This is a genomic window from Ruegeria atlantica (assembly GCF_013032455.1).
GTDB lineage: Bacteria > Pseudomonadota > Alphaproteobacteria > Rhodobacterales > Rhodobacteraceae > Ruegeria > Ruegeria atlantica_B.
In genome coordinates this window covers 304,264-327,645 of sequence record NZ_WQCF01000002.1, presented here as the reverse complement: position 1 = coordinate 327,645, position 23,382 = coordinate 304,264, and the positions used below count along the sequence as shown (strand labels likewise).

The 23,382-nt window shown below is 59.6% G+C and carries 21 protein-coding genes; 16 read left to right on the top strand and 5 right to left on the bottom strand.

What is annotated here, in order from left to right; translation table 11 throughout:
* Nucleotides 1-22 precede the first annotated feature (22 nt).
* Genes GOW93_RS05630 through GOW93_RS05615 form a run of 4 tightly spaced genes read left to right on the top strand, consistent with a single transcriptional unit; the run spans nucleotide 23 to nucleotide 6,700 of the window.
* Nucleotides 23-1,030 carry an AAA family ATPase gene (locus GOW93_RS05630; protein WP_170382147.1) on the top strand — a complete coding sequence of 336 codons (1,008 nt, stop codon included), beginning with the start codon at nucleotides 23-25 and terminating at the stop codon, nucleotides 1,028-1,030.
* Nucleotides 1,027-1,902: a DUF58 domain-containing protein gene (locus GOW93_RS05625; protein WP_170382146.1), complete on the top strand. Its 876-nt coding sequence runs from the start codon at nucleotides 1,027-1,029 to the stop codon at nucleotides 1,900-1,902. The genes GOW93_RS05630 and GOW93_RS05625 overlap by 4 nt, the downstream gene beginning before the upstream one ends.
* Nucleotides 1,899-4,661, top strand: coding sequence for a DUF4159 domain-containing protein (locus tag GOW93_RS05620; protein WP_170382145.1), 2,763 nt, complete (start codon nucleotides 1,899-1,901; stop codon nucleotides 4,659-4,661). Before GOW93_RS05625 ends, GOW93_RS05620 begins: the two co-directional genes overlap by 4 nt.
* Nucleotides 4,658-6,700 carry a hypothetical protein gene (locus GOW93_RS05615; RefSeq protein WP_170382144.1) on the top strand — a complete coding sequence of 681 codons (2,043 nt, stop codon included), beginning with the start codon at nucleotides 4,658-4,660 and terminating at the stop codon, nucleotides 6,698-6,700. Before GOW93_RS05620 ends, GOW93_RS05615 begins: the two co-directional genes overlap by 4 nt.
* Here GOW93_RS05615 and GOW93_RS05610 read toward each other — a convergent pair whose 3' ends face one another.
* Nucleotides 6,701-7,549: a 2-keto-4-pentenoate hydratase gene (locus tag GOW93_RS05610; RefSeq protein ID WP_170382143.1), complete on the bottom strand. Its 849-nt coding sequence runs from the start codon at nucleotides 7,547-7,549 to the stop codon at nucleotides 6,701-6,703.
* A 116-nt stretch (nucleotides 7,550-7,665) separates the two neighbouring features.
* Between GOW93_RS05610 and GOW93_RS05605 the strand changes: the two genes are divergently transcribed.
* Both GOW93_RS05605 and GOW93_RS05600 read left to right on the top strand, forming a co-directional pair.
* Nucleotides 7,666-9,873: a response regulator gene (locus tag GOW93_RS05605; RefSeq protein ID WP_170382142.1), complete on the top strand. Its 2,208-nt coding sequence runs from the start codon at nucleotides 7,666-7,668 to the stop codon at nucleotides 9,871-9,873.
* Between the two features lie 9 nt (nucleotides 9,874-9,882).
* Nucleotides 9,883-10,341 (top strand): VOC family protein, encoded by a 459-nt coding sequence (locus GOW93_RS05600; protein ID WP_170382141.1) that lies wholly within the window; start codon nucleotides 9,883-9,885, stop codon nucleotides 10,339-10,341.
* On the opposite strand, the gene yaaA is transcribed toward GOW93_RS05600, so the two are convergent.
* The 3 genes from yaaA to GOW93_RS05585 all read right to left on the bottom strand — a co-directional run bounded on the left by yaaA (nucleotide 10,332) and on the right by GOW93_RS05585 (nucleotide 13,540).
* Nucleotides 10,332-11,102: a peroxide stress protein YaaA gene (yaaA, locus tag GOW93_RS05595; protein WP_170382140.1), complete on the bottom strand. Its 771-nt coding sequence runs from the start codon at nucleotides 11,100-11,102 to the stop codon at nucleotides 10,332-10,334. The two genes, GOW93_RS05600 and yaaA, sit on opposite strands and share 10 nt — an antisense overlap.
* Nucleotides 11,103-11,135: 33 nt before the next feature.
* Nucleotides 11,136-13,175 (bottom strand): DNA helicase RecQ, encoded by a 2,040-nt coding sequence (gene recQ / locus GOW93_RS05590; RefSeq protein WP_170382139.1) that lies wholly within the window; start codon nucleotides 13,173-13,175, stop codon nucleotides 11,136-11,138.
* A gap of 77 nt (nucleotides 13,176-13,252) precedes the next feature.
* Nucleotides 13,253-13,540, bottom strand: a complete 288-nt coding sequence (locus tag GOW93_RS05585) for a YggT family protein (protein ID WP_170382138.1) — start codon at nucleotides 13,538-13,540, stop codon at nucleotides 13,253-13,255.
* 130 nt (nucleotides 13,541-13,670) lie between these two features.
* Here GOW93_RS05585 and GOW93_RS05580 point away from each other — a divergent pair, with 130 nt between their 5' ends.
* The 10 genes from GOW93_RS05580 (at nucleotide 13,671) to smpB (ending at nucleotide 21,880) form a co-directional block, all read left to right on the top strand.
* Nucleotides 13,671-15,038, top strand: a complete 1,368-nt coding sequence (locus GOW93_RS05580) for an MFS transporter (RefSeq protein WP_170382137.1) — start codon at nucleotides 13,671-13,673, stop codon at nucleotides 15,036-15,038.
* Nucleotides 15,035-15,898 (top strand): penicillin-insensitive murein endopeptidase, encoded by an 864-nt coding sequence (mepA, locus tag GOW93_RS05575; RefSeq protein ID WP_170382136.1) that lies wholly within the window; start codon nucleotides 15,035-15,037, stop codon nucleotides 15,896-15,898. The genes GOW93_RS05580 and mepA overlap by 4 nt, the downstream gene beginning before the upstream one ends.
* Entirely contained in the window at nucleotides 15,871-16,755 is an 885-nt protein-coding gene (locus GOW93_RS05570) for an esterase-like activity of phytase family protein (protein WP_170382135.1), read from the top strand. Before mepA ends, GOW93_RS05570 begins: the two co-directional genes overlap by 28 nt.
* A 91-nt stretch (nucleotides 16,756-16,846) precedes the next feature.
* A complete protein-coding gene (locus GOW93_RS05565; protein WP_170382134.1) occupies nucleotides 16,847-17,491 on the top strand; it encodes a queuosine precursor transporter in 645 nt (214 codons plus the stop codon).
* A gap of 264 nt (nucleotides 17,492-17,755) precedes the next feature.
* Nucleotides 17,756-18,175, top strand: a complete 420-nt coding sequence (gene arfB / locus GOW93_RS05560) for an alternative ribosome rescue aminoacyl-tRNA hydrolase ArfB (protein ID WP_170382133.1) — start codon at nucleotides 17,756-17,758, stop codon at nucleotides 18,173-18,175.
* A gap of 54 nt (nucleotides 18,176-18,229) precedes the next feature.
* Nucleotides 18,230-18,976, top strand: a complete 747-nt coding sequence (locus GOW93_RS05555; RefSeq protein WP_170382132.1) for an SDR family oxidoreductase — start codon at nucleotides 18,230-18,232, stop codon at nucleotides 18,974-18,976.
* Between the two features lie 81 nt (nucleotides 18,977-19,057).
* Nucleotides 19,058-20,074, top strand: coding sequence for a P1 family peptidase (locus GOW93_RS05550; RefSeq protein ID WP_170382131.1), 1,017 nt, complete (start codon nucleotides 19,058-19,060; stop codon nucleotides 20,072-20,074).
* 114 nt (nucleotides 20,075-20,188) lie between these two features.
* The gene (locus GOW93_RS05545; RefSeq protein WP_170382130.1) at nucleotides 20,189-20,602 is read left to right on the top strand and encodes a c-type cytochrome; all 414 of its coding nucleotides are present in this window, start codon (nucleotides 20,189-20,191) and stop codon (nucleotides 20,600-20,602) included.
* A 205-nt stretch (nucleotides 20,603-20,807) separates the two neighbouring features.
* Nucleotides 20,808-21,350, top strand: a complete 543-nt coding sequence (gene idi, locus GOW93_RS05540) for an isopentenyl-diphosphate Delta-isomerase (protein WP_170382129.1) — start codon at nucleotides 20,808-20,810, stop codon at nucleotides 21,348-21,350.
* 47 nt (nucleotides 21,351-21,397) lie between these two features.
* The gene (gene smpB / locus GOW93_RS05535) at nucleotides 21,398-21,880 is read left to right on the top strand and encodes an SsrA-binding protein SmpB (RefSeq protein ID WP_170382128.1); all 483 of its coding nucleotides are present in this window, start codon (nucleotides 21,398-21,400) and stop codon (nucleotides 21,878-21,880) included.
* Nucleotides 21,881-21,893: 13 nt separating this feature from the next.
* Here smpB and glpK read toward each other — a convergent pair whose 3' ends face one another.
* A complete protein-coding gene (gene glpK, locus GOW93_RS05530; protein WP_170382127.1) occupies nucleotides 21,894-23,372 on the bottom strand; it encodes a glycerol kinase GlpK in 1,479 nt (492 codons plus the stop codon).
* Nucleotides 23,373-23,382: the final 10 nt, after the last annotated feature.

Here is a 23,382-nt window from a genome sequence, read left to right as displayed (position 1 = left end):
ATAGTCCACGGAAGGGAAAGTCATGACCGAACCTGCCGACCTCGTGTCCGAGATCGAAGCGCTGGAAACCAAACTGCAAGAGGCCAAGTTCTCGATCACCCGTCGCTTTATCGGACAGGAACGGGTCGTCGACCTGACCCTGACTTCGCTGTTATGCGGCGGGCATGCCTTGCTGATCGGTTTGCCGGGCTTGGGCAAGACGCGATTGGTCGAGACTTTGTCGACCGTGATGGGGCTGCACGGCAACCGTATTCAGTTCACCCCTGACTTGATGCCGGCCGATATCCTCGGTTCCGAAGTTCTGGACACCGCCGATGATGGATCGCGGCATTTCAGGTTCATTTCCGGCCCGATCTTCTGTCAGTTGCTGATGGCGGATGAGATCAACCGTGCTAGCCCGAGGACCCAATCGGCGCTGCTGCAGGCGATGCAGGAACGCACTGTGACTGTGGCGGGCGAAGATCGGTCGCTGGGTGAACCTTTCCATGTTCTCGCAACGCAGAACCCGATTGAACAGGAAGGCACCTATCCGCTGCCTGAGGCGCAGTTGGACCGCTTTCTAGTGCAGATTGACGTGGACTACCCGGATCGTCAGACCGAGCGCGATATCCTGTTGGCGACCACGGGCGTCGAAGAAGATGACGCGCATCAGATTTTCACCAAGGAAGAGCTGCTGGCGGCACAAGTTCTGCTGCGCCGGATGCCAGTGGGGGATTCGGTGGTCGAACTGATCCTCGATCTGGTTCGCGCCTTCCGTCCTGAAGAGGCGGGCGTTTCGGACCGAGTCGCCGAAACCGTCGCCTGGGGTCCCGGTCCTCGCGCGGCGCAGGCTCTGATGATGACCGTCCGCGCGCGGGCAATGCTGCAAGGGCGCCTGGCGCCCAATGCCGAGGACGTGCTGGACATGGCGCGCCCGGTGCTTAGCCACCGGATGGCGCTGAACTTCGCGGCGCGCGCGCGCGGCGACAGTCTGGCTGACCTGATCGAAACGACAGCCGCCGGTCTGATCCGTTCTGAGGCAGCGGCGTGAATGCCGCGCTGACCCTTCGTGAAAGATCTGAGGCCGAGGCGTCCCGGCTGCCGCCGCTGCTGGCACGTGCCGAACATCTGGCCGGAACCGTTCTGCTGGGGGACCACGGGCGCAGACGCTCGGGCCTTGGCGATGATTTCTGGCAATATCGGCCCGCGCAGGTGGGTGACAGCCGCCGAATGATCGACCACCGGCGCTCGGCCCGCGGGGATCAGCAGTTCGTGCGCGAGCGCGAGTGGCAGATCGCGCAATCGGTGATGCTGTGGGTGGATCAGGGCGCGTCGATGCGGTTTGCGTCGGACAAGAACCATCCCACCAAGGCGGATCGCGCGCGCCTGCTGGGGCTGGCGACCGCCATCCTGTTGGTGCGCGGAGGCGAGCGTGTGGGCCTGACTGGTACCACCCTGCCGCCCCGGCGCGGCAATGCACAGATCATTCGGCTTGCAGAAGCGTGGTCCGAGGATGTTGAGACGGATTATTCTCCGCCTGAACACCGCGCCATGATTCCGCATGCCCGTGCTGTTTTCATTTCCGATTTCCTCGGCCCGATGGACGAAGTCGAGCTGGCCCTGACCAAAGCCGCTGATCGCGGTGTACGGGGTGTTCTATTGCAGGTTCTGGATCCGAGCGAAGAAACCTTCCCGTATCGGGGTCGCACCATCTTTGAGAGTGTCGGCGGCACGACCCGTCACGAGACCCTTAAGGCCGGAGAGCTGCGCGACCGTTATTTGGAACGTCTTGCGAAACGCAAGGATGCGCTGACGCAACTGTGCCGCGCAACGGGCTGGCAATTGGGTCTGCACCACACCGGAGACAGCGCGCAAGCGGCTCTATTGTGGCTCTATCAGGCGCTGGATGGGGGAACGCGATGACGGTTCTGGCGGGCATCGGCTTTACCGCGCCTTGGGTGCTGCTGGGTCTGCTGACCCTGCCGATCCTGTGGCTGATCCTGCGCGCGGTGCCGCCTGCGCCGATCCGCAGGTTGTTCCCGGCAGTGACATTGCTGTTAGGGTTGAAGGATGACGAAAGTGTTTCGGACCGGACCCCGTGGTGGCTTTTGCTGCTACGGATGCTGGCGGCGGCGGCAATCATCATTGGGCTGGCAGGGCCGGTCCTGAACCCGTCACGCGAACAGACCGGCACCGGACCTTTGCTGCTGGTGCTGGATGCCAGCTGGGCCGGGGCAAGCCAGTGGTCGTCCACGCTGGACCAGATCGATGTGCAATTAACCGAGGCCGGACGGGCGGGTCGCACAGTGGCAATCCTAAGCCTGACCCAGCCGCAAGCACCGGTGTTTCAATCGGCGGAAGCCTGGCGCGGGCGTTTGCCGGGCTTGGCCCCAACCCCGTGGCAGCCGACAGAGGTGCAGATAGATCAGGCGCTGGCTGCGATAGACCAACTGGATGCTGGTTTTGACACTCATTGGTTCAGTGATCGACTGGCCTATGACGGTCATGACAGGATTCTGACTGCGCTGCAGGCGCGGGGCGAAGTAACGGTTTATCAATCGCCAAGGCCGGTCATGGCCATCTTGCCTGCTGCATATCAGGACGGGGTGATCCAATTGACGGCTCAAAGAGCAGAGCCCGGTCCGAACGAATCCATCACAGTGCTGGCACAAGGGCGGGACCCGGCCGGTGCGATGCGGGTTTTGCAATCGGCCGAGGTGGAATTTCCCGCCGGGGAAACACTGGCCCAGGTGGATCTGGCGCTGCCGTCGGAGCTGCGTGCCCGCATCACCCGGTTTGAACTTCAGGGTGAACGCTCGGCAGGCGCGGTGACGCTGACGGATGACAGCCTGCGAAGGCGCGAGGTCGCCTTGATCGCCGGGACACTAAACCGTGAGGGTTTGGAACTGCTTTCGCCGCTGCACTACCTGACTCAGGTACTCATCCCCACGGCCGATTTCGTTGATGGTGGATTGCTGGAGGTGTTGCCCGCGAACCCGGATGTGATCGTTCTGGCCGATGTGGCGAAGCTTTCTGACCCAGAACAGTCCGCGCTGGTCGAATGGGTCGAACAAGGCGGGCTGCTGCTGCGTTTTGCTGGCCCGCGCATGGCCGCAAGTGATCTGGGGCGCGACGCTGAGGATACGCTGCTGCCGGTACGCCTGCGCAGCGGTGGCCGCTCGGTCGGTGGCGCGATGAGCTGGGGTGAGGCCAAGGGGCTGGCGCCTTTCCCCGAAAACTCGCCTTTCTATGGGTTGCAAGTTCCTGGTGACGTTTCGGTCACCACTCAGGTAATGGCGCAGCCTGACCCTAACTTGGCTGACCGGGTGATTGCCTCATTGTCGGACGGCACTCCTCTGGTGACGCGTAAGGCGCTGGGGCTGGGTCAAGTGGTGCTGTTCCATGTGACGGCGGATGCGGAATGGTCCAGCCTGCCTCTTTCGGGTCTATTTGTTGAAATGCTGGACCGTCTGGCCGTGGCGTCGGCTGCGAAGTCCCGCGAGGACGCCCAGTTTCAGGGAACTACATGGGAACCGATTCAGGTCATGGACGGCTTTGGTACCCTGTCCGACGCGGGCAATCTGGCTGGTGTGGACGGGGTTGAGCTGGTCTCTGGTACCATCGGCCCGGATTTGCAGCCGGGCCTATATGAAAGTGGTAAGCAGAAGCTGGCCCTGAACGTGTTGTCCGAGGACACGGTGCTGACCCCGTTGGCTTGGCCATCGGGTGTGCCGATCAAAGGTCAGGAAGTAACAAATGAAACACCCATCGGGGGTATTTTGCTCAGCCTCGCGCTGCTGCTGCTGACGGTTGATGTGATTGCCTCACTGGCATTGTCTGGTCGCCTTGGGTTGGCCAAAGTCGCCGCAGTCGCTCTGGGTGCGATGCTGCTGGTGCCCGAGGTGCAGGCACAGACGCCTGAAGAGACTGAGTTTGCCCTGAACGCAACACATGAACTGGTTTTGGCTCATGTGCTGACCGGCGACGCGCAGGTCGATGATGTGGCCGGTGCGGGGATGCGCGGGCTGGCGCAGACATTGTTCTATCGCACATCGGTTGAACCAGCCGAACCCATTGGTGTGGATTTGGAGCGTGATGAGCTGGCGTTCTTCCCGCTGCTCTACTGGCCGATCACCCCGAACCAACCGCAACCCTCGGCAGACGCCTATGCAAAGCTAAATGCGTATCTGCGCTCGGGCGGTATGATCCTGTTTGATACGCGGGATGCGGATGTGGCGCAGTTCGGGGCCTCCAGCCCCAATGGACGCAAGTTGCAACAACTGGCCGCACCGCTGAATATCCCCGCATTAGAGCCCGTTCCTCGCGATCATGTGCTGACGCGTGCTTTTTACCTGCTGCAGGATTTCCCCGGCCGCTATGCCGGTACCGAGATTTGGGTCGAAGCCGCCCCACTGGATGCGGAACAGATCGAAGGGATGCCCTTCCGCAATCTCAACGACAACGTGACGCCGGTTGTAATTGGTGGCAACGACTGGGCATCGGCCTGGGCGGTGGACCGCAACGGTCAGGCGCTGCTGCCGGTCGGGCGTGGCTATGCGGGTGAACGTCAGCGAGAACTGGCCAATCGTTTTGGGGTCAATCTGGTGATGCATGTGCTGACCGGGAATTATAAATCCGATCAGGTCCATGTGCCTGCACTATTGGATAGGTTGGGACAATGACAGGAACCGTCATATTTGATCCGCTGATCCCATGGCCCGTACTGGCTATCGTCGCGTCGATCGCGGTGGGTGGGGTAATGCTTGCCCTATGGCGCGGCCTGTCCGGATGGGCCCTGCGCGGTCTGGCTGCCTTGGTGGTGATCGCGGCGTTGGCCGGGCCGGTCTATCAGATCGAAGATCGCGCGCCACTCACAGATATCGTTCTGATGATCGAGGATGAAAGCGCCAGTCAATCCCTTTCGGACCGTGCTGAGCAGACCAAGCAGGCGGCTGAAGAACTGGCAGCCGAGATTGAAGCCCGTGACAACACCGAACTGCGCCGGATAAGGGTCGGCGACGGTGATGGTGACGAAGGCACGCAGGTCATGGCCGCTGTAAACGCCGCGCTGGCCGAGGAGCCACGTGCACGGATCGCCGGTATTCTCGTAATCTCAGACGGGATTGTACACGATGTCGATCAAGCGCCCGATTTGCCCGCCCCGATGCATCTTTTGCAGACCGGGCGTGAAAGCGACTGGGACCGCCGCCTGATCGTCAGTAACGCCCCGGCTTTTGCCATTATCGGCGAGCCCGTCACTCTTACCCTGCGGGTCGAAGACAGTGGTGCCGCGCCGATTGGCGCCCCGACCGCGCCGCTCGAGATCTCGGTGGATGGGGCCGAGCCCGAGCAATTCAGCATTCCCATCGGCGTTGATGTGGAATTGCCCATCACGCTGCCGCATGGTGGACGCAACGTCCTGCAATTCTCTGTGCCGCAGGCCGAGGGCGAGTTGACTGACCGCAACAACACGGCGCTGATCCAGATGAACGGTGTGCGCGACCGGCTGCGGGTGTTGCTGGTCTCGGGCGAGCCTCATCCCGGCGGGCGGACATGGCGCAATCTTCTGAAATCCGACAGTTCGGTTGATCTGGTGCACTTCACCATCCTGCGCCCGCCCGAGAAACAGGATGGCGTTCCGGTGGACGAACTGTCGCTGATCGCTTTCCCGACGCGTGAGCTGTTTCTGGAAAAGATCAACGATTTCGACCTGATCATCTTTGACCGCTACAAGCGCCGCGGCATCCTGCCTGCGATCTATCTGGACAACGTCACCAACTATATCAACGAAGGCGGTGCGGTGCTGATTGCCGCCGGGCCTGATTTCGCCAGTGCTGACAGTATCTTTCGTTCTCCCTTGGCGCCCATCCTGCCTGCGCAGCCCACCGCACGCGTGATCGAAGAACGGTTTGTTCCCAAGGTCACCGATTTGGGCCATCGCCATCCGGTGACCACCGATCTGGGTGAATCCGAGGAATGGGGCGCGTGGTTGCGTCAGATCGACGTCAACCACCGCACGGGTGAGATGTTGATGACCGGCGTGGATGAACGCCCCTTGCTGGTGCTGGACCGCGTGGGCGAGGGGCGCGTGGCGCTGCTGGCTTCGGACCATGCGTGGCTTTGGAGCCGGGGGTTTGAAGGCGGCGGTCCTCAACTGGAATTGCTGCGTCGTCTGGCCCATTGGATGATGAAAGAGCCCGAACTGGAGGAAGAAGCGTTGTGGGCCGAGGCCAACGGTCAGGTCATGCGCATCATCCGCCAGACATTAGAGGATGAGGTCGGTCCGGTCACCATCACCCGTCCCAATGGAGAAAACCTTGAGGTCACGCTGGAGGAGGTATCTCCGGGTCGGTTCGAGGTGCTGTATTACGGGCCGGAAATTGGCCTTTATCGCCTTCAGGAAGGCGATCAGATGGCAGTGATTGGTCTTGGCCCCGCGGCGCCAAAGGAATTCGAACGCACCATCGCAACCGGAGAGATTCTGGAGCCGGTTTTGGACGAGTTGCGAGGCGGCGTGATGCGGTTGGAAGACGGTTTGCCCTCGATCCGTAACGTAAGGTCCGGGCGCCCGGCCTCGGGGCGGGGCTGGATCGGTCTCACCCCGCGCGAGGCATATGAGACGCGCGATGTCACACAGGCCGGGCTGTTGCCGCCATGGTTGGTGCTGGTGCTGGCGGGCGGCTTCCTGCTGGGCGGTTGGCTACGCGAAGGACGGCGGTGATTATTCGAACACTACGCTGACCGTAGGGTCACCAGGCAACCCGCTATAGGTGGCGGATGCCCCGCCCTTGCCTTTTGCTGGCGGCATGAGCGGCCCGAAAGACCCGACCGAGATCAGGTCGCCGGGCTGGAACTTGATGCCTTTCGACATCAACCAGAGGGCAGCATTGGCCGGATGCCCCAGAACCGCTGCGCCCGGTGCCTGTGCCAGAACCTCTCCGTCCGCTGCGCTGAGGGTTACAGTCATATCCGCCAGAGCGTGTGTCATCGCCTCGGGGTCAGTTACCGGTATTTCAGAGCCTAATACGCCAAGTTTCGGCGCGACCCCAATGGCAGTCAGGGTCACTGGAGAGATCGGCTCTCCTTTGGCCAGTGTCAGGTCGGGCAGTTCGATGAATGGGCGTATGGATGCGATATTGGCGATAACCTCGGCCGGAGTTGTTGCTTGATTGATCCCGTCATCACCGACGACCAACACCAAATCGGCCTCAAAGACCGGGCGCGCGCCCCACGTAATTGGCACCCTCGCCCCATCATCCAACATCATGTCGCGAAACAGGACGCCCTGCACCGGTTCGGAAGCGCCGAACCGTTCCTGTGCGGGGGCACTGGTCAGACCCGCCTTATAGCCGATCACCGGCCCCAGATGCGGCTCTAACGCAGCTATCACTTTGGTTTGTGTGCACAACGCGTCCTGCATGCTGCCACCCGCAGACAAAGCCACTGTGGGTGTATTGTTCAGATAGTCCTGCACGTACTGGTCGATCTGAGCGTCCGAAGCACATTCTGCCGCTGCCTGAGAGCCGAGAATGACGGCGCAGAGTATGAATAAGTACGTCTTTCGTCGCATGGCCGAACTCCGGTTTTCAGTAACCCTGACATGATCGTCGGAGCAGGGGCAACGGCTTAAACACTTCTTCACGCTCTGTTCGGATGCTGGGTGCAAAGTATCTGGGATCGCCAAAGATGAGTCTTGCTACCAAACTGGCACAGGAACGGCGTGCGCGGCTGGCGGCCGAGCGCCTGTTGGAGATGAAGCAAGCCGAACTGTCGGCAGCCAACCGCAAGTTGGGTCAGCACGCGATGGCCTTGACCAAACGCATCGGCGAAACCCAGGCCGAGGTCGAGACGGTTCGGGATGAGAATGAAAAAGTCAAATCCGATCTGACCGAGGCCAATGCCAAGATCGAAGTGGCCGAGCGTCGTTTGTGGCATTCGATGCAGACCATTCAGGACGGGTTCGCGTTTTTTGATGATCAAAGCCGCCTGATTGGTGCCAACGCTACGTATCTCAGCCTGTTTGACGGTCTGGATGAGGTCGCGCCCGGCATCTCTTATGCCCGTATTCTTGAGATTCTGACCGAAGAGGGGCTGATAGACATCGGCGCGGAATCACCGGTAGAGTGGCAGGCTCGAATGTTAAGGCGCTGGGCGCAGCCGCAGCCCGACTCGGTTGTGATCAAGCTATGGAACGGAGAGTATTTCAAGATGATTGACCAGCGCGGCAATGGCGGCGATGTGGTTAGTCTGGGTCTGAATATCACCGCTGCGGTCCGGCAGGAAACCGAGCTAAAGGCCGCCCGCGAACGGGCAGAGGCGGCGAACCGGGCCAAATCGGCTTTTCTGGCCAATATGAGTCACGAGATCAGAACCCCAATGAACGGCATTGTCGGGATGGCCGAGTTGATGTCGGAAACGCCTCTGGACGAGGATCAGAGGCTGTATCTCAACACCATTCGCAACTCGGGTGAAGCGCTGCTGGTGATCATCAACGACGTGCTGGATTATTCCAAGATTGAAGCCGACAAGCTGGTCCTGCACCCCGAACAGTTCGACTTTGAGCGCTGCATCCTTGAGGTCGCGATGCTGCTGCAACCCAGCGTTCGCGACAAGGGGCTGTCTTTGCTGGTCGATTATGACCTGTTCCTGCCGACCTTGTTCGTGGGCGATCCCGGCCGTGTGCGGCAGGTGCTGACCAATCTGGTGAGCAACGCTGTCAAGTTCACGTCAGAGGGGCACGTGCTGATCCGGGTGACCGGAGTTCCCAATTCTGAAACTAATGTTTGCGATATACACGTGGCGATCGAGGACACTGGCATCGGCATCGAAACCGACAAGATCGGGCACATCTTTGGAGAGTTCAATCAGGTCGAGGATGAGAAGAACCGTGAATTCGAAGGTACAGGGCTGGGTCTGGCCATCACCAAGCGTCTGATCACCCTGATGGGTGGCGCTGTCTGGGTCGAAAGCGAACCGGGGCAAGGATCGTGCTTTGGTTTCCGGGTTTCCTTGCCTGCAGCAGAATGCCCACAACCTGCGCCACCCGATCTGGCGGGCCACCTGCACCACGTGCTCCTGGTCGAGGATATGGCGGTCAACCGCGCTATTCTGACCAAACAATTGGGGCGGCTGGGATCACGGGTCACCGTTTGCACTTCGGGGCGAGAGGCACTTGCGGCGGTTGATGATACTGTCGATCTGGTGCTGTGCGATCATGACCTGCCGGATATGGACGGGATGGAACTGGCAACGACGTTGAAAGATCGTGGATGGGGTGATCTGCCTGTGGTGGTGATGTCGGCCAATCCCGGCGTCATACACGCCAGCCCGGCTCGCCATCTGATTGAAGGAGTTCTGCAGAAACCGATCCCTCGGGCCGAACTCTATTCGCGCCTCAGCACGTTGGATCAGATTTCGGTGCCGCGGGAAACTGTGTCAGTTGCCCCGGAAACCTCTTCGAAGGACGCCGCTGGAGGCCAACGCCAGATGCGCGTGCTGGCGGCCGAGGATAACAGGACCAATCAGTTGATCCTGCAAAAGATGGTCAAGGACCTGAACATAGACCTGCAATTTGCGGGCAATGGGGCCGAGGCGGTGGATAAGCATCAGCACTTCGATCCGGATCTGATCTTCATGGATATCTCGATGCCAAAGATGGATGGAAAACAGGCCACAGCCGAAATTCGTCGGCGCGAGATTGAAACAGGGCGGCACGTGCCAATCGTCGCTCTGACTGCCCATGCCATGGCCGGGGATGATCAAAGCATCCTGTCGGCCGGGTTGGATCATTACCTGACCAAGCCGCTGCAAAAACGGAAAATCCACCAGATGATTCTGGATCACCGCCCTAAGGAAGCATTGCCAGTGATTGCCGAAGGGTCTGAGGCTGATTAGGTTGGACCCATGTCAGACCGTGGATTTCACCCTCGCGCATTAGGCGAGATTGCCATTCGCTGCGCCGATATGGGTGCCATGGTCGAATTTTATGAAAATATAATTGGTCTGCAGCGTCTGTCTGGTGATCACAACGCCGCCATTACCTTTTTTCGTGTTGCCGAGGGGTTTGGTGGGCATACTCAGGTGCTGGCTCTGTTTCACCACACAGCAGCGCCACGGCCCGGTTTGCACCCAGCGGGCGACAGCACTCCTGTGACCGGGGGCGGATCATCCTTGCACCACATCGCGCTCTCGCTGCCGTTTGAGGAGCAAGAAGCCGCGATGCGGTGGTACGATAAAATGGGCCAACCCTATCGCGTTGAACAGTTCGGCTGGATCGGTTGGCGCGGAATTTTCACCGAAGACCCTGAGGGCAACACCATTGAACTGGTCGCCTATGACCCTTCAATGCTGGATCAGGCCTGATAGGGCCGCACGAAGACGGGTTTGTCCTCTTCCGATAGGTCGGGACGGTATTCATAACCACCGGTGTCGAAATCTAGCAGACCCTTGGGGTCTGACAGCCGATGTTGAATGATATAGCGCGCCATAGCACCGCGTGCTTTCTTGGCAAAGAAACTGACGATCTTAGGGGTGCCGCCCTTGTCTTCCATGAAAGCTGGGGTGACCACCCGCAATTTCAGCGCCTTCAGGTCGACGGCCCCGAAATACTCCTGACTGGCGCAGTTGATCAGAACATCCGAGCTAACCTCGGCCGCTTGCGCGTTCAGGGCCTTGCTCAACTGGTCACGCCAGTATTCATACAGGTTCTTGCCGCGCCGGGTCTTCAGCTTGCTGCCCATCTCAAGCCTGTAGGGCTGAATGGCGTCCAAAGGACGCAACACACCGTAAAGACCGGACAGAATACGCAGGTGATCCTGCGCCCAGGCCATTTCATCAGCATCCAACGAGGCCGCTTCCAGACCCTGATAGGTATCTCCCGCAAAGGCCAGCGCCGCCGGGCGGGTCAAATTAGCGTCGGGAGCGTCAGAAAACGCACGATACCGATCGCGGTTCAGGCGCGCCAGATCATCGCTGAGGTCCATCAGTTTCTTGAGATCGCCCAGCGTCAGGTTGCGTGCGGTTTTCGATAGCCGGATCGCGTCATCCTGAAAGTCGGGTTGCGTGACCTCAATGTCCCGTTCTGCCCAATCCAGCCGCTTGGCCGGGGAAACCACTACCAGCATATCCGCCCTCATTCCTTGCCTGATGCTGGGTATCTAGCCCGCTTGACGCAACACGTCCAGAAATGCGGCACCAAACCTTTCGTGACGACGGTCGCCCAGCACTTGCTCCATCCCGCGCGGATCATTGGGGCGCAGTTGTGCGACCTTGGCCAGTTGCGAGGCCGAGCAGGTCAGCGGCTTGTCGATACCGTCCGGCCCTCGCGCCAGATCGTTCTGCACGGCCAGCAATTGGTCATAGATTTCGCCTTGATCCCGGCCTGCCAGTTTACGGCGGGCAGGGTGCAGGGCCGCGGCCTCACCAGCGATCACCTCAAGGAAAGTGTCGCCATAGCGCTCCAGCTTTTTCGCGCCCACGCCGCCGATCCGGGCCATCTCGTCAAGCGTCATGGGGCGGGTCTCGGCCATTTCGATCAGGGTACGGTCAGGGAAGATGACATAGGCAGGCACGCGCGCGGATTCCGCCAGTGCGCGGCGTTTGGCTTTAAGAGCTGATAGCAGGGGCCCGTCTTCCTCGGTCACCATTGCCTTGACGGCGGGGCGGCGGGTGGCCTTGCGGATGGTGTCCTTGCGCAGACTGATCTGCGCCTCACCTTTCAGGATCGGCTTGGCGGCCTCGGTCATGCGCAGCGCACCGTGGCGGTCGGGGTCGGGGCGGACAAGATCGTGCCCCATCATCTGCCGAAAGATCGCCTGCCATTGTGGGCGCGACCATTCTTTGCCGATGCCCCAAGTGGAAAGATTGTCATGTCGACGGGCGCGAACTTTATCCGTTTCATTCCCCACAAGTATGTCAATCAGGTGGCCCGCCCCAAACCACTCCTCGGTGCGCAGGATCGCGGACAGAGCCATGCGGACGGGTGTGGTGCCGTCGAATATCTCGGGCGGGGTATCGCACAGATCACATTTGCCGCAAGGCGCTACCTGTTCACCGAAATAGCCCAACAGGTTCTGACGTCGGCAGACCAATGCTTCGGCCAATCCCAAGAGTGCATTCAGGCGCGCGTGATCCGCCATGCGGCGTTCAGCCGGGGCCAATCCTTCGTCAATTTGCGAGCGGCGCAGGCGTATATCGTCGGGGCCGAACAAGGTCAGGGTTTCAGCAGGGCCGCCATCGCGCCCAGCGCGCCCGATTTCCTGATAATAGGCTTCAATGGATTTGGGCAGGTCCGCATGGGCAACCCAGCGGATATCAGGTTTGTCGATCCCCATGCCAAAGGCCACGGTGGCGACAACGATCAGCCCATCCTCTCGGGCAAAGCGGGATTCGACGATGCGGCGATCTTCGGCTTCCATCCCACCGTGATAGTGGCAAGCCACGTGTCCCTCGGCGCGTAGGGCCTGCGCCAGCACTTCGGTCTTGTTGCGCGTGCCGCAATAGACGATGCCGGATTGCCCTTTGCGGGCAGCGGCAAAGTCGAGGATTTGTTTGCGCGGTCCGTCTTTGGCGGCAAAAGCCAGATGGATATTCGGTCGATCGAATCCGCGCAGGAATTTGCGTGGCGCAGTGCCGTCGAACAGCTTCTGAACGATTTCGTCTTGCGTTTCAGCGTCCGCGGTGGCGGTGAAGGCGGCCAGCGGCACGTTCAATGCACGCCGTAGCTCTCCGATCCGCAAGTAATCGGGGCGGAAATCGTGACCCCATTGGCTGACGCAGTGGGCTTCGTCCACCGCAATCAGGCTGACATTGATCCGACGCAGCATGCCCAAGGCAGACCCGGCAGCTAGGCGTTCGGGTGCCATGTAAAGCAGTTTCAGCCGCCCGGCCTCCAATGCTTCCCACACGGCATCAGTTTCTTCGGGGGTGTTGCCTGAGATCAGCGCGCCAGCCTCGACCCCGGCCTCCTGCAATCCACGGACCTGATCGCGCATCAGGGCGATAAGGGGGGAGATCACCACCGTTACTCCGTCGCGCAGTAGGGCAGGCAATTGGAAACACAGGGATTTGCCGCCGCCAGTGGGCATGATCGCCAGCACGTTTTCGCCTGCGGTCACGGCATCGACGATCTCTTCCTGACCGGGGCGGAAGTCGTCGAATCCAAAGACATCTCGCAGCATAGGCGCGGCGTCGAACATGTGGGGGTTGCCCTGTTTTAAGGTTTATCTGCTCTTAAGACAGGACAATCACATACTAAGATTCGGTGAACAAGAGGTCAGTAGAAATAGGGCGCGTTGTTGATCAGAATGATCCGCAGCGCATAGACCCCGATCAGCACCACCAAAGGCGTCAGATCCAGCCCACCCATATTGGGTAGAACGCGTCGGATTGGGCCATAGATAGGCTCTAAAATCCGGTTCAGGCCGTACCAGATTTGCGCGACCAGCTGCTGGTGTAGGTTGAGCACCTGAAAATTGATCAGCCAGCTCATGATCACGTGGGCAAGAATGATGAACCAGACAATGTCCAGGATCAGCAGCAGAATTTGGATCAGCGACAGCATGGGGCCTCCGGTAAGTCGTTGGGACGAGAGGTAAGCGCCCCTGCGACAAAGAGCAAGCCCGCGCCAACAGAACGCTTGCGAAATGGGTCAAAGGTTCGTCTTATGAGCGCAACAAAAAACAGGGGCGGTCATGGCAGAGCTTTCCAAGCGCAGGCGCATTTGGGGTTGGTGGTTTTTCGATTGGGCCAGTCAGCCCTATCACACGCTTCTGGTCACCTTTGTTTTTGGCCCTTATTTCGCCGGTGTCGCGGCAGGGTATTTCGCCGGAACCGGATTGGATGCCGAGGCCGCCGCGGCGCGGGCGCAGACGGTCTGGGCCAATTGCCTGACCATTACAGGTTTGATTATTGCCTTCGGCGCACCTCTCTTGGGGGCGATGGCGGATGTGTCAGGTCGGCGCATCCCGTGGATTTTTGCCTTTTCAATCATGTATGCGGTGGGATCTGCCGCACTGTGGTTCACGTTGCCCGATGGCTCGAACATGTGGTTGATGTTGTCGGCCTTTGGGTTGGGGTTTGTGGGTGCGGAATATGCGCTGATCTTCATCAACTCTCAACTGCCTGATCTGGGCGATGACAACGAGGTCGGCGAGATTTCAGGTTCAGGCTTTGCCTTCGGCTATTTTGGGGGCCTGTTGTCTCTTGCGATCATGCTGGCGCTATTCGTAGAGCAGCCCAACGGTAAGACGCTGGTCGGAATGGACCCTTTGTTCGGGCTGGAGGCCGCGACGCGTGAGGGTACGCGTTTTGTCGGGCCGTTTACCGCCGGTTGGTTCGTCTTGTTTATGGTTCCCTATTTCCTGTGGGTCCGGGACGACCCGAACACCGAAAAGAAGGGCAGCCTGGGTGAAGCGCTGCGGTTACTGGGCAAATCAGTGGCAGCGCTGCGTCACCGGGTGAGTTTGGCCACTTACCTGGGGTCCTCGATGTTCTATCGGGACGCGCTGAACGGGCTATACAGCTTTGGCGGTGTCTATGCGCGACTGGTGCTGGAGTGGGATCTGATCAAGATCGGCGTTTTCGGAATTGTCAGCGTTTTGGCCTCGGCCATCTTTGCGTGGGTTGGCGGTAAGCTGGACAAAAAGTACGGCCCTAAACCGGTAATTTTGGTCGCCATATGGGTGCTGATCTTTGTCTGCCTCACGGTCGTTTCGATGGATCGGACGCAGATTTACGGCTTCCCGCTGCCCGAAGGCTCGGGCCTGCCAGACATGGTGTTCTTCGGCTGCGGTATTCTGATTGGCGGCATGGGAGGCATTTTGCAATCGGCCAGTCGCTCCTTGATGGTACGCCACACCGATCCCAAGACCCCGGTTGAAAGCTTTGGACTTTATGGTCTGTCAGGCCGCGCGACCGCCTTTGCCGCACCATTACTGATTGGGTTTGCCACAACCATGACCGGCAGCGCGCGTCTGGGGGTGTCACCGATCATTCTGTTGTTTATTCTGGGACTGTTCCTAATGCGCTGGGTTAAACCGGAAGGGGATCAGAGCAGATGATTTTACTACGTTTTTTGGCAGTAATTGCCGCGATGACATTGGGTGGTGCCGCAGGGGCGCAGCCCTTGGCCAAGCAATTATTCGGGGCGCAAAAGCAAAGCTCGCAGCAAAAAGCGGCGGCTTTCGGCAGTTATTCGCGCGGATGCGCCGCCGGGTCGGTGCAACTGCCCGAGACGGGACCGACATGGCAAGCCATGCGCCTGTCGCGCAATCGCAATTGGGGGCACCCAGAGGCGGTCGATTACGTGCAGGATCTCAGTAAATTCGCGGCCAAACAGCCAGGATGGAATGGTCTCTATATCGGGGATATTAGCCAGCCGCGGGGTGGGCCGATGACATCTGGCCACCGCTCTCACCAACTGGGTCTGGACATCGATATCTGGATGCTGCCCGGCGACAACATGCGGCTGTCGCGGAAAGCGCGTGAGAATATCTCGTCGGTTTCTCTGCGCCGCGCAAACGGGGCCTATGTGAATGGCAACTGGACCAAACAGCACCACGCCGTCCTGCGCGAAGCCGCCAAGGACAAGCGTGTGGCGCGGATTTTTGTTTTTCCCGGCGCCAAGGTTCAGATGTGTAATGATGAGAAAGGTAACCGCGCCTATCTGCGCAAAATTCGCCCGTGGTGGGGGCATCACTATCACTTCCATGTTCGTTTGAAATGCCCCAAGGGCTCGCGCGGCTGTGTCAATCAGGACCCGCCGCCCAAAGGGGATGGTTGTGCTGAGGCGCAGCAATGGGTGCGTAATATCCTCAACCCGCCGCCACCCGATCCAAACGCACCACCACCGAAGAAACGCCGGGAGTATGTTCTGGCCGATTTGCCTCAGCAATGCGCTTCAGTTTTGCAATCCAACTAAGCACGGCATTGCTGTGGGCTGCTTCGGCATGGGCGGTCGAGGTCAAGACGGCAACACACCTGAGCAGTTTTGCCTGGCGTCACAGTGCCGACTGGTTCGGAGGGTATTCCGCTTTGCACGTTTCGGACGATGGTCATCAGTTGATCGTGCTGAGCGACCGAGCGGTATTGGTGCGCGCCGCTATTTCCCGGGACCGAGATAATATCACCGGCGTTCGGATTACTGGAAACTGGCCTGTTCTGTCCAGTACAGGTCGTCCCCTTTCTGGACGAGCGGGGGACTCTGAAGGTATCGCCGTCACGTCGGACGGCGGCTTTTTCATCTCATTCGAAGGAGTGCATCGCGTAGCCCGCTATGCAGGCCCAGGTGCCAAGGCGCAGGTGTTGCCGCGCCCCAAAGCGTTCAAGGGTCTAAGTGGGAATGGGTCACTCGAAGCGCTGGCAATAGACGGAAAGGGATGGTTATACACCCTGCCTGAAAAAAGCCGGACCGATCAGGGCGACATCCCGGTTTATCGCTGGGACGGAAAAGTCTGGTCGACGCCATTCGTGCTGCCACAGCGAGATGATTTCCTGCCTGTCTCTGCGGATTTCGGACCCGATGGCAGGTTCTATGTTTTGGAGCGCAAGCTTTCCCTAATCGGCTTTCAGTCACGCCTGAGACGATGGCAGATCACAAAGGGTGAACCAATTTCCGAGGAAACTCTTTTCACCACCGGTACTGGCGCGCATGACAACCTTGAAGGGCTGTCCGTCTGGCGCGATGATCAGGGGCGGCTGCGGGCCACGATGGTCTCGGATGATAATTTCATGGCCCTGCAGCGTACCGAATTGGTGGAATACCTTCTGCCTGATTGACTCGGGTCAGCCAAAGGTCTAAACGCACGGCTTGCCTTGGGATGAGCCCGGGGCCAAGTCGCCGCTACCTTGTCAAAACGGGCATCTGAAAATGCAACGCAGCTTTATTCCCGGCATCATTGCCATGGCCGCCATTGTTGTGGCCTCAAACATCCTGGTCCAGTTCCTGATCCTTGACGGTCTGCTGACCTGGGGTGCTTTCACCTATCCGCTGGCCTTCCTGGTCACAGACATCATGAACCGCGTCTATGGCGTAGGCCCGGCCCGCAAGGTCGTCTTTGCCGGGTTTGTCACTGGTATCGTCTGCTCGCTGGTCGGCAGCCAGATCATGCTGCAGGGCGATGGCTTTACCTATGCCGCCGTGCCTCTGCGGATCGCAGTCGCGTCCGGAACGGCTTTCCTGATCGCGCAACTGACCGATGTCACCGTGTTTAACGCGATGCGTGGTGGCCGTTGGTGGCGCGCGCCGCTGGTTTCAACCTTGGTCGGTTCGGCGCTGGATACCGCGCTGTTCTTCACCATCGCATTCTCGGCTTCGGTCACGTTCTTCGGCGCCAACGCAGACGCCGCAATCAACTGGGCGTGGGAACCTGTGCCATTCATGCTGACCGGTCCGATGGCCCCTCTGTGGGTAACGCTGGCCTTTGCCGATTGGCTGGTGAAACTGTCGCTGGCGCTGATCGCGTTGATTCCGTTCAAGGTGATCGTTGCGCGGTTGACCGCTCAGCCTGCGTAAAAAAGTGCTTTGAGAATGGCGCATCTTGTGTCAGGCTCAAAGTTAACCGCAACAGATAGAAAAGGAGGTGATCCAGTGTCGAGAAAGAGATTGGAGAGAGGTGTCGGAACAACCGGGGGGATCGCCTGTTAAGGCAGCCCTTGGCGGAGCGCTCGCTCCGGCTGGTCGATTGATCTAACCGACCCGACCTCCTTATACTTTCGAAGGGCCGTCCCGCCGGGGCGGCCCTTTTTGTTTCTGCCCGTGCCGGATAAGGTCTAACCCATGTTGCGCATCACCGATGATATCGCCCTGCAAGACTGGGAAATGACCGAGAGCTTTGTGCGCTCGTCCGGTCCCGGCGGGCAGAACGTCAACAAGGTTTCGACCGCCGTAGAATTGCGGTTCGAGGCTGCGCGCTCGCCCTCCTTGCCCGATCCAGTCAAAAACAGGCTGAAACGACTGGCCGGGCGGCGCTGGACCAAGGATGGTGCGATCATCATTCAGTGTGAGGAAACCCGCAGCCAGGCCCGAAACCGCGAAATTGCCCGCTCTCGGCTGGCAGAGTTGATTGCCCGAGCATTGGTTAAACCCAAGCGACGGATCGCTACCAAGCCCACTTACGGCTCAGTCAAACGGCGGTTGGCTGCGAAAAAGGCGCGCGCGGATGTTAAGGCGCTGCGCGGTAAGGTCTCGGAAGATTGATCTGGAAACTTCGTGGGTCCTTGCTACTTTGGTCTTGTAGGGGAGAGCAAGATCATGAGGTTAGAGGGAAAAACCGCAATCGTCACCGGAGGTGCGTCGGGCTTTGGTGCCGGGATCGTGCAGAAATTCCTGTCCGAAGGTGCGCGGGTCATGATCGCCGACATCAACGGTGATGCAGCCGAAGTGCAGGCCAATCAACTTGGCCCGAATGCGGTTGCTCATATGGTTGATGTGGCGAATGCTGCTTCGGTACAGGCCATGGCCGATATCGCGATGGATCGGTTCGGGCATCTGGACATTTTGGTCAACAATGCGGGGATCACTCATCTGCCAATGCCGCTGGAAGATGTAACAGAAGAAGATTTCGACCGCGTTTTCAGCGTGAATATGAAATCGGTCTACCTGACCGCCCGCGCTTTGGTTCCCACAATGAAGGCACAAGGGGCAGGTGCGATCCTGAATGTGGCCTCGACGGCGGGCCTATCGCCGCGCCCAAACCTGAACTGGTACAACGCCTCCAAGGGCTGGATGATCACCGCGACCAAGGCGATGGCTGTGGAGCTTGCGCCGTCCGGCGTGCGCGTAAACGCAATTTGCCCAGTAGCCGGAGAAACGCCGCTCCTCAAATCGTTCATGGGCGAGGACACGCCCGAGATGCGCGCAAAGTTCCTTTCGACTATCCCTATGGGCCGTTTTTCTACTCCTGAGGATATGGCCAACGCAGCCTGTTTCCTGTGCTCGGACGAGGCCAGCATGATCACAGGCACAGCATTGGAGGTCGACGGTGGCCGCTGTATCTGATCCGGTCTTCATCTGGCCAAAAATATCCCCGCCGGAGGCAGCGCGCCTGCGCGCTTTCTTGCCAACGCGCCTGAGGTTGAAATGACCCCCGGACCCAAAAACCTGATCACCGATGTCCCGGGCCTTCTGGTCGGCAATGCGCAGGACGAGGCTTTGAAATCCGGCACCACTGTTCTGACCTCGGATCAGGCTTTCACGGCCTCCGTGCACGTCATGGGTGGCGCACCAGGTACGCGGGAAACCGATCTTCTGGCCCCGGATAAATCAGTCGCGCAAGTCGACGCCATTACCCTGTCCGGTGGCTCTGCTTTTGGGTTGGATGCCTGTTCTGGCGTGTCGGATGCGTTGCGGTCTCAGGGCAGAGGGTATTTGGTGGGTGACGCGGTTGTGCCGATCGTGCCGGGTGCAATCCTTTTTGACCTGTTGAATGGTGGCGATAAGGGGTGGGATGAAAACCCCTATCGCGCCTTGGGCAAAACGGCTTTCGAGCAAGCCGCCGAAGACTTCGATTTGGGAACCGCTGGTGCAGGGACCGGGGCCTTGGCTGCTCGGCACAAGGGCGGGTTGGGTTCCGCCTCGCTGGTTCTGGATTCGGGCGTGACCGTTGGGGCATTGGTTGCCGCCAATCCATTGGGCAGCGTGACCACGCCGGGAGATCGCCATTTCTGGGCCGCGCCGTTCGAATTCGACGGTGAGTTCGGCGGGTTAGGGCCTGATTCCAGCGCCGGGTTGGGTATGCCCGCGCCGAGCCGCAAGGCGCAAGCCATGCGATTGGCTCAGCCTGAAAAAGGTAACACCACTATTGCCATCGTTGCCACTGATGCTGTCCTCTCAAAGCCGCAGTGCCAGCGGCTGGCGGTGGCTGCCCATGACGGTATCGCCCGTGCCATCCTGCCCGCACACACACCGGGCGATGGAGATCTGGTCTTTGGCGTTAGTACCGGCGCACAGTCGGTGAATGCTGAAGCCGAGCTTGGGCTGATCGGACATGCGGCCGCGATCTGTTTGGCAAGATCCATCGCGCGGGCGATCTATCTGGCGACACCGGCGGCAGGTGATCTTTTGCCCTGCTGGTCCGCTCCACATGACTTAAGTTAAGGACGGCCTATATGCCGCAGTGGCACAGTGCGCCCGCGCGGCAATCCGCGCGTTGACTCTTTTTTGCGCCGACGGTCCATTCGGTGCAGCCAAATTTGTATCGGAGCAAAAGCTATGAATCGCATCCTCGCTACCGCAATCGTCGGCCTGTTGGCCCTTCCCGCCTATGCTGAAGGTGATGCCGAAGCCGGTAAGAAGGCTTTCAACAAATGCAAATCCTGCCACCTGATCGCTGACCCTGCTGGCGAAGTGATCGTCAAAGGTGGCAAGACCGGGCCTAACCTGTATGGCGTTGCTGGCCGTACTGCGGGCACCGTCGAAGGCTTCAAATACGGTGACAGCATCGTGGCCGCAGGTGAAAACGGTCTGATCTGGGATGAAACCACCTTTGTCGAATACGCGCAGGACCCCAAAGGTTTCCTGAAAACCTATCTGGATGACACCGCTGCCAAGTCAAAAATGACCTTCAAGCTGAAGTCGGGCGCCGAGGACGTTTACGCCTATATCGTCAGCGTGTCTGGCGAATAACGCCTGAAACACATTCAATAGAGAAGTTACAAAAGGCCGCAGCCCCTGCGGCCTTTCGTGCGATTGATAACCGGATGGATCAGCGCCACCTTGAGGATGCGCGGTTCATCATGTCTTTGCATGATTTCGCAAAGCCAAGCCGATCCGGCGGCAGCCAATTCCGTACATCCCGCCGCTTTGGCGGATCGGCAGCAGGAGACGACAGATGGGAATCATGATCCCGGCCTGGGTTGATGGCGAGTTGACCCCCGTGGACAAGCTTGAGGCGCATGAAAAGGGCCTCCGGCACAAGGCGGTGTCGGTCTTTGTTGTCCGTGGCACTGAGATTCTGCTGCAGCGCCGGGCCTTGGGAAAATACCATACGCCAGGCTTGTGGGCGAATACCTGCTGCACTCATCCGGATTGGGGTGAGACGCCCTCGGAATGCGCCGTGCGTCGTCTGCGAGAGGAACTGGGTATCACCGGTCTGTACCCTGAATACCGGCACCGGCTGGAATACCACGCTGATGTCGGCAACAACATGATCGAACACGAAGTCGTCGACATCTTTCTTGCGCATGTCCGCGGCCCGCTAAAAATCGAGCCTAACCCGGACGAAGTCATGGATATCCGCTGGGTCGATTACCACGATCTTCTGGCCGAGGTGCAGCGCCATCCGGATCGGTTCACACCGTGGTTGAAGATTTACTTGCATAATCACGCCGACACGATTTTTGGCCCTGATCTGATCATCTCGGCCTCATCCTGACATCCTCTGCTTGCAAGGGCCGCCCAAGCCGCCTAAATCAACGCGTCATGGCCAAGCAAAAGCAAAAGACTGACCCGAATTACAAAGTCATCGCCGAGAACCGGCGTGCGCGCTTCGATTACGCGATCGAAGAGGATATCGAGTGCGGCATCGTGCTGGAGGGGTCCGAGGTCAAATCCCTGCGCGCGGGTGGGTCAAACATCGCCGAGAGCTATGCCTCGGTTGATGACGGAGAGCTGTGGCTAATCAACAGCTATATCGCGCCCTACGAGCAGGCGAAGGTCTTCAAACACGAGGAACGCCGCCGCCGCAAACTGCTGGTCTCGCGCAAAGAGCTGTCGAACCTGTGGAACGCGACTCAGCGCAAGGGCATGACGCTGGTGCCGCTGGTTCTGTATTTCAATCACAAGGGCCGGGCGAAGCTGAAGATTGGCATCGCCAAGGGAAAAAAGCTGCACGACAAGCGCGAGACTCAGGCCAAGCGGGACTGGTCACGTCAGAAGCAGCGGCTGATGAAGGACCACAGCTGATCCTTCACCGGTTTCAGAACGCCATGGCCGCCGAAACGGCGCGTTTCCAGCGGTCATAGGCGGCGTCCCGATCCTCGGCGGACAGTTTCGGTTCGAACCGGCGATCCAGTGCCCAGGTTTCCGCAAATCCCTGCTGATCCGGATAAACACCCGCCCGCATCCCGGCCAGCCACGCTGCGCCAAGGGCGGTGGTTTCCTGCATGACCGGGCGGTCCACTTCAGCGCCCAAGTAGTCCGACAGCCCCTGCATGGCCCAGTCCGAGGCGCTGGCACCTCCGTCCACGCGCAGGGTCACGTCGGTTTCGGCCCCCCAGTCGCCCTGCATGGCGTGCCACAGATCGCGGGTTTGATAAGCGATACTTTCCAGAGTGGCCTTGGCAAATTCCGCGCGGCCCGAATTGCGGGTCAGACCAAACACGGCGCCACGGCAATCGGGTTTCCAATATGGCGCACCGAGCCCGGTGAAGGCAGGTACCAAAACAACGTGTTGGTTCGGATCGGCCTGTTGCGCCAGTTCACCGCTTTCCGGGGCCGACTCGATGATCTGCAGCGCATCGCGCAGCCATTGCACTGCGGCCCCGGCCACAAAGATCGACCCTTCCAGCGCGTAGGTGCGCTTGCCGTCCAGTTGATACGCAATTGTCGTCAACAGACGGTTATTCGACTCAACCGGTTTGTCGCCCGTGTTCAACAGCGCGAAACAACCCGTTCCATAGGTCGATTTCATCATACCCGGCTGGAAACAGGCCTGCCCGATTGTGGCAGCCTGCTGATCTCCGGCTACGCCCAGAATCGGGATATTCCCCCCTAATAGGGTCGTATTCCCGAAATCCGAGGCGCAATCGTGCACTTCGGGAAGCATGTTTAAGGGCACGTCCAGCAGATCGCAGATCTCTGCGCTCCACTCACCTTTATGGATGTCGAACAGCAAGGTGCGGGCGGCGTTGGTGGCGTCAGTTGCGTGGCTGCGCCCTTCAGTCAGTCGCCAGATCAGAAAGCAGTCGATGGTGCCGAACATCAACTCTCCGGCTTCGGCGCGGTCGCGTGCGCCCGGCACGGTATCCAGCAGCCATTTGACCTTGGTGCCCGAGAAATACGGGTCGAGCAGCAAACCGGTCTGGGCGGTGACGTCATCCTCGCATCCGGCTTGCTTGTAGCGCGCGCAAATCTCGGCGGTGCGGCGGTCCTGCCAGACGATGGCATTGTGGATCGGCTTGCCGGTGGCGCGGTCCCAGACGACGGTGGTTTCACGCTGGTTGGTGATGCCGATCCCGACGATCTGGTCGGGGGTGACGCCGGTCGTCTCCATGACCTCGCGGCAAACGCGCAGAACGCTGTCCCAGATTTCTTCGGCGTCGTGTTCAACCCAACCTTCTTGCGGGAAATGCTGCGTGAACTCGTGCTGCGCGGTGCCAGCGCGCTGCATTTCCGCATCGAACAAAATGGCTCGTGATGAAGTGGTGCCCTGATCAATGGCGAGAATATACGTCATTCCTCGCGCC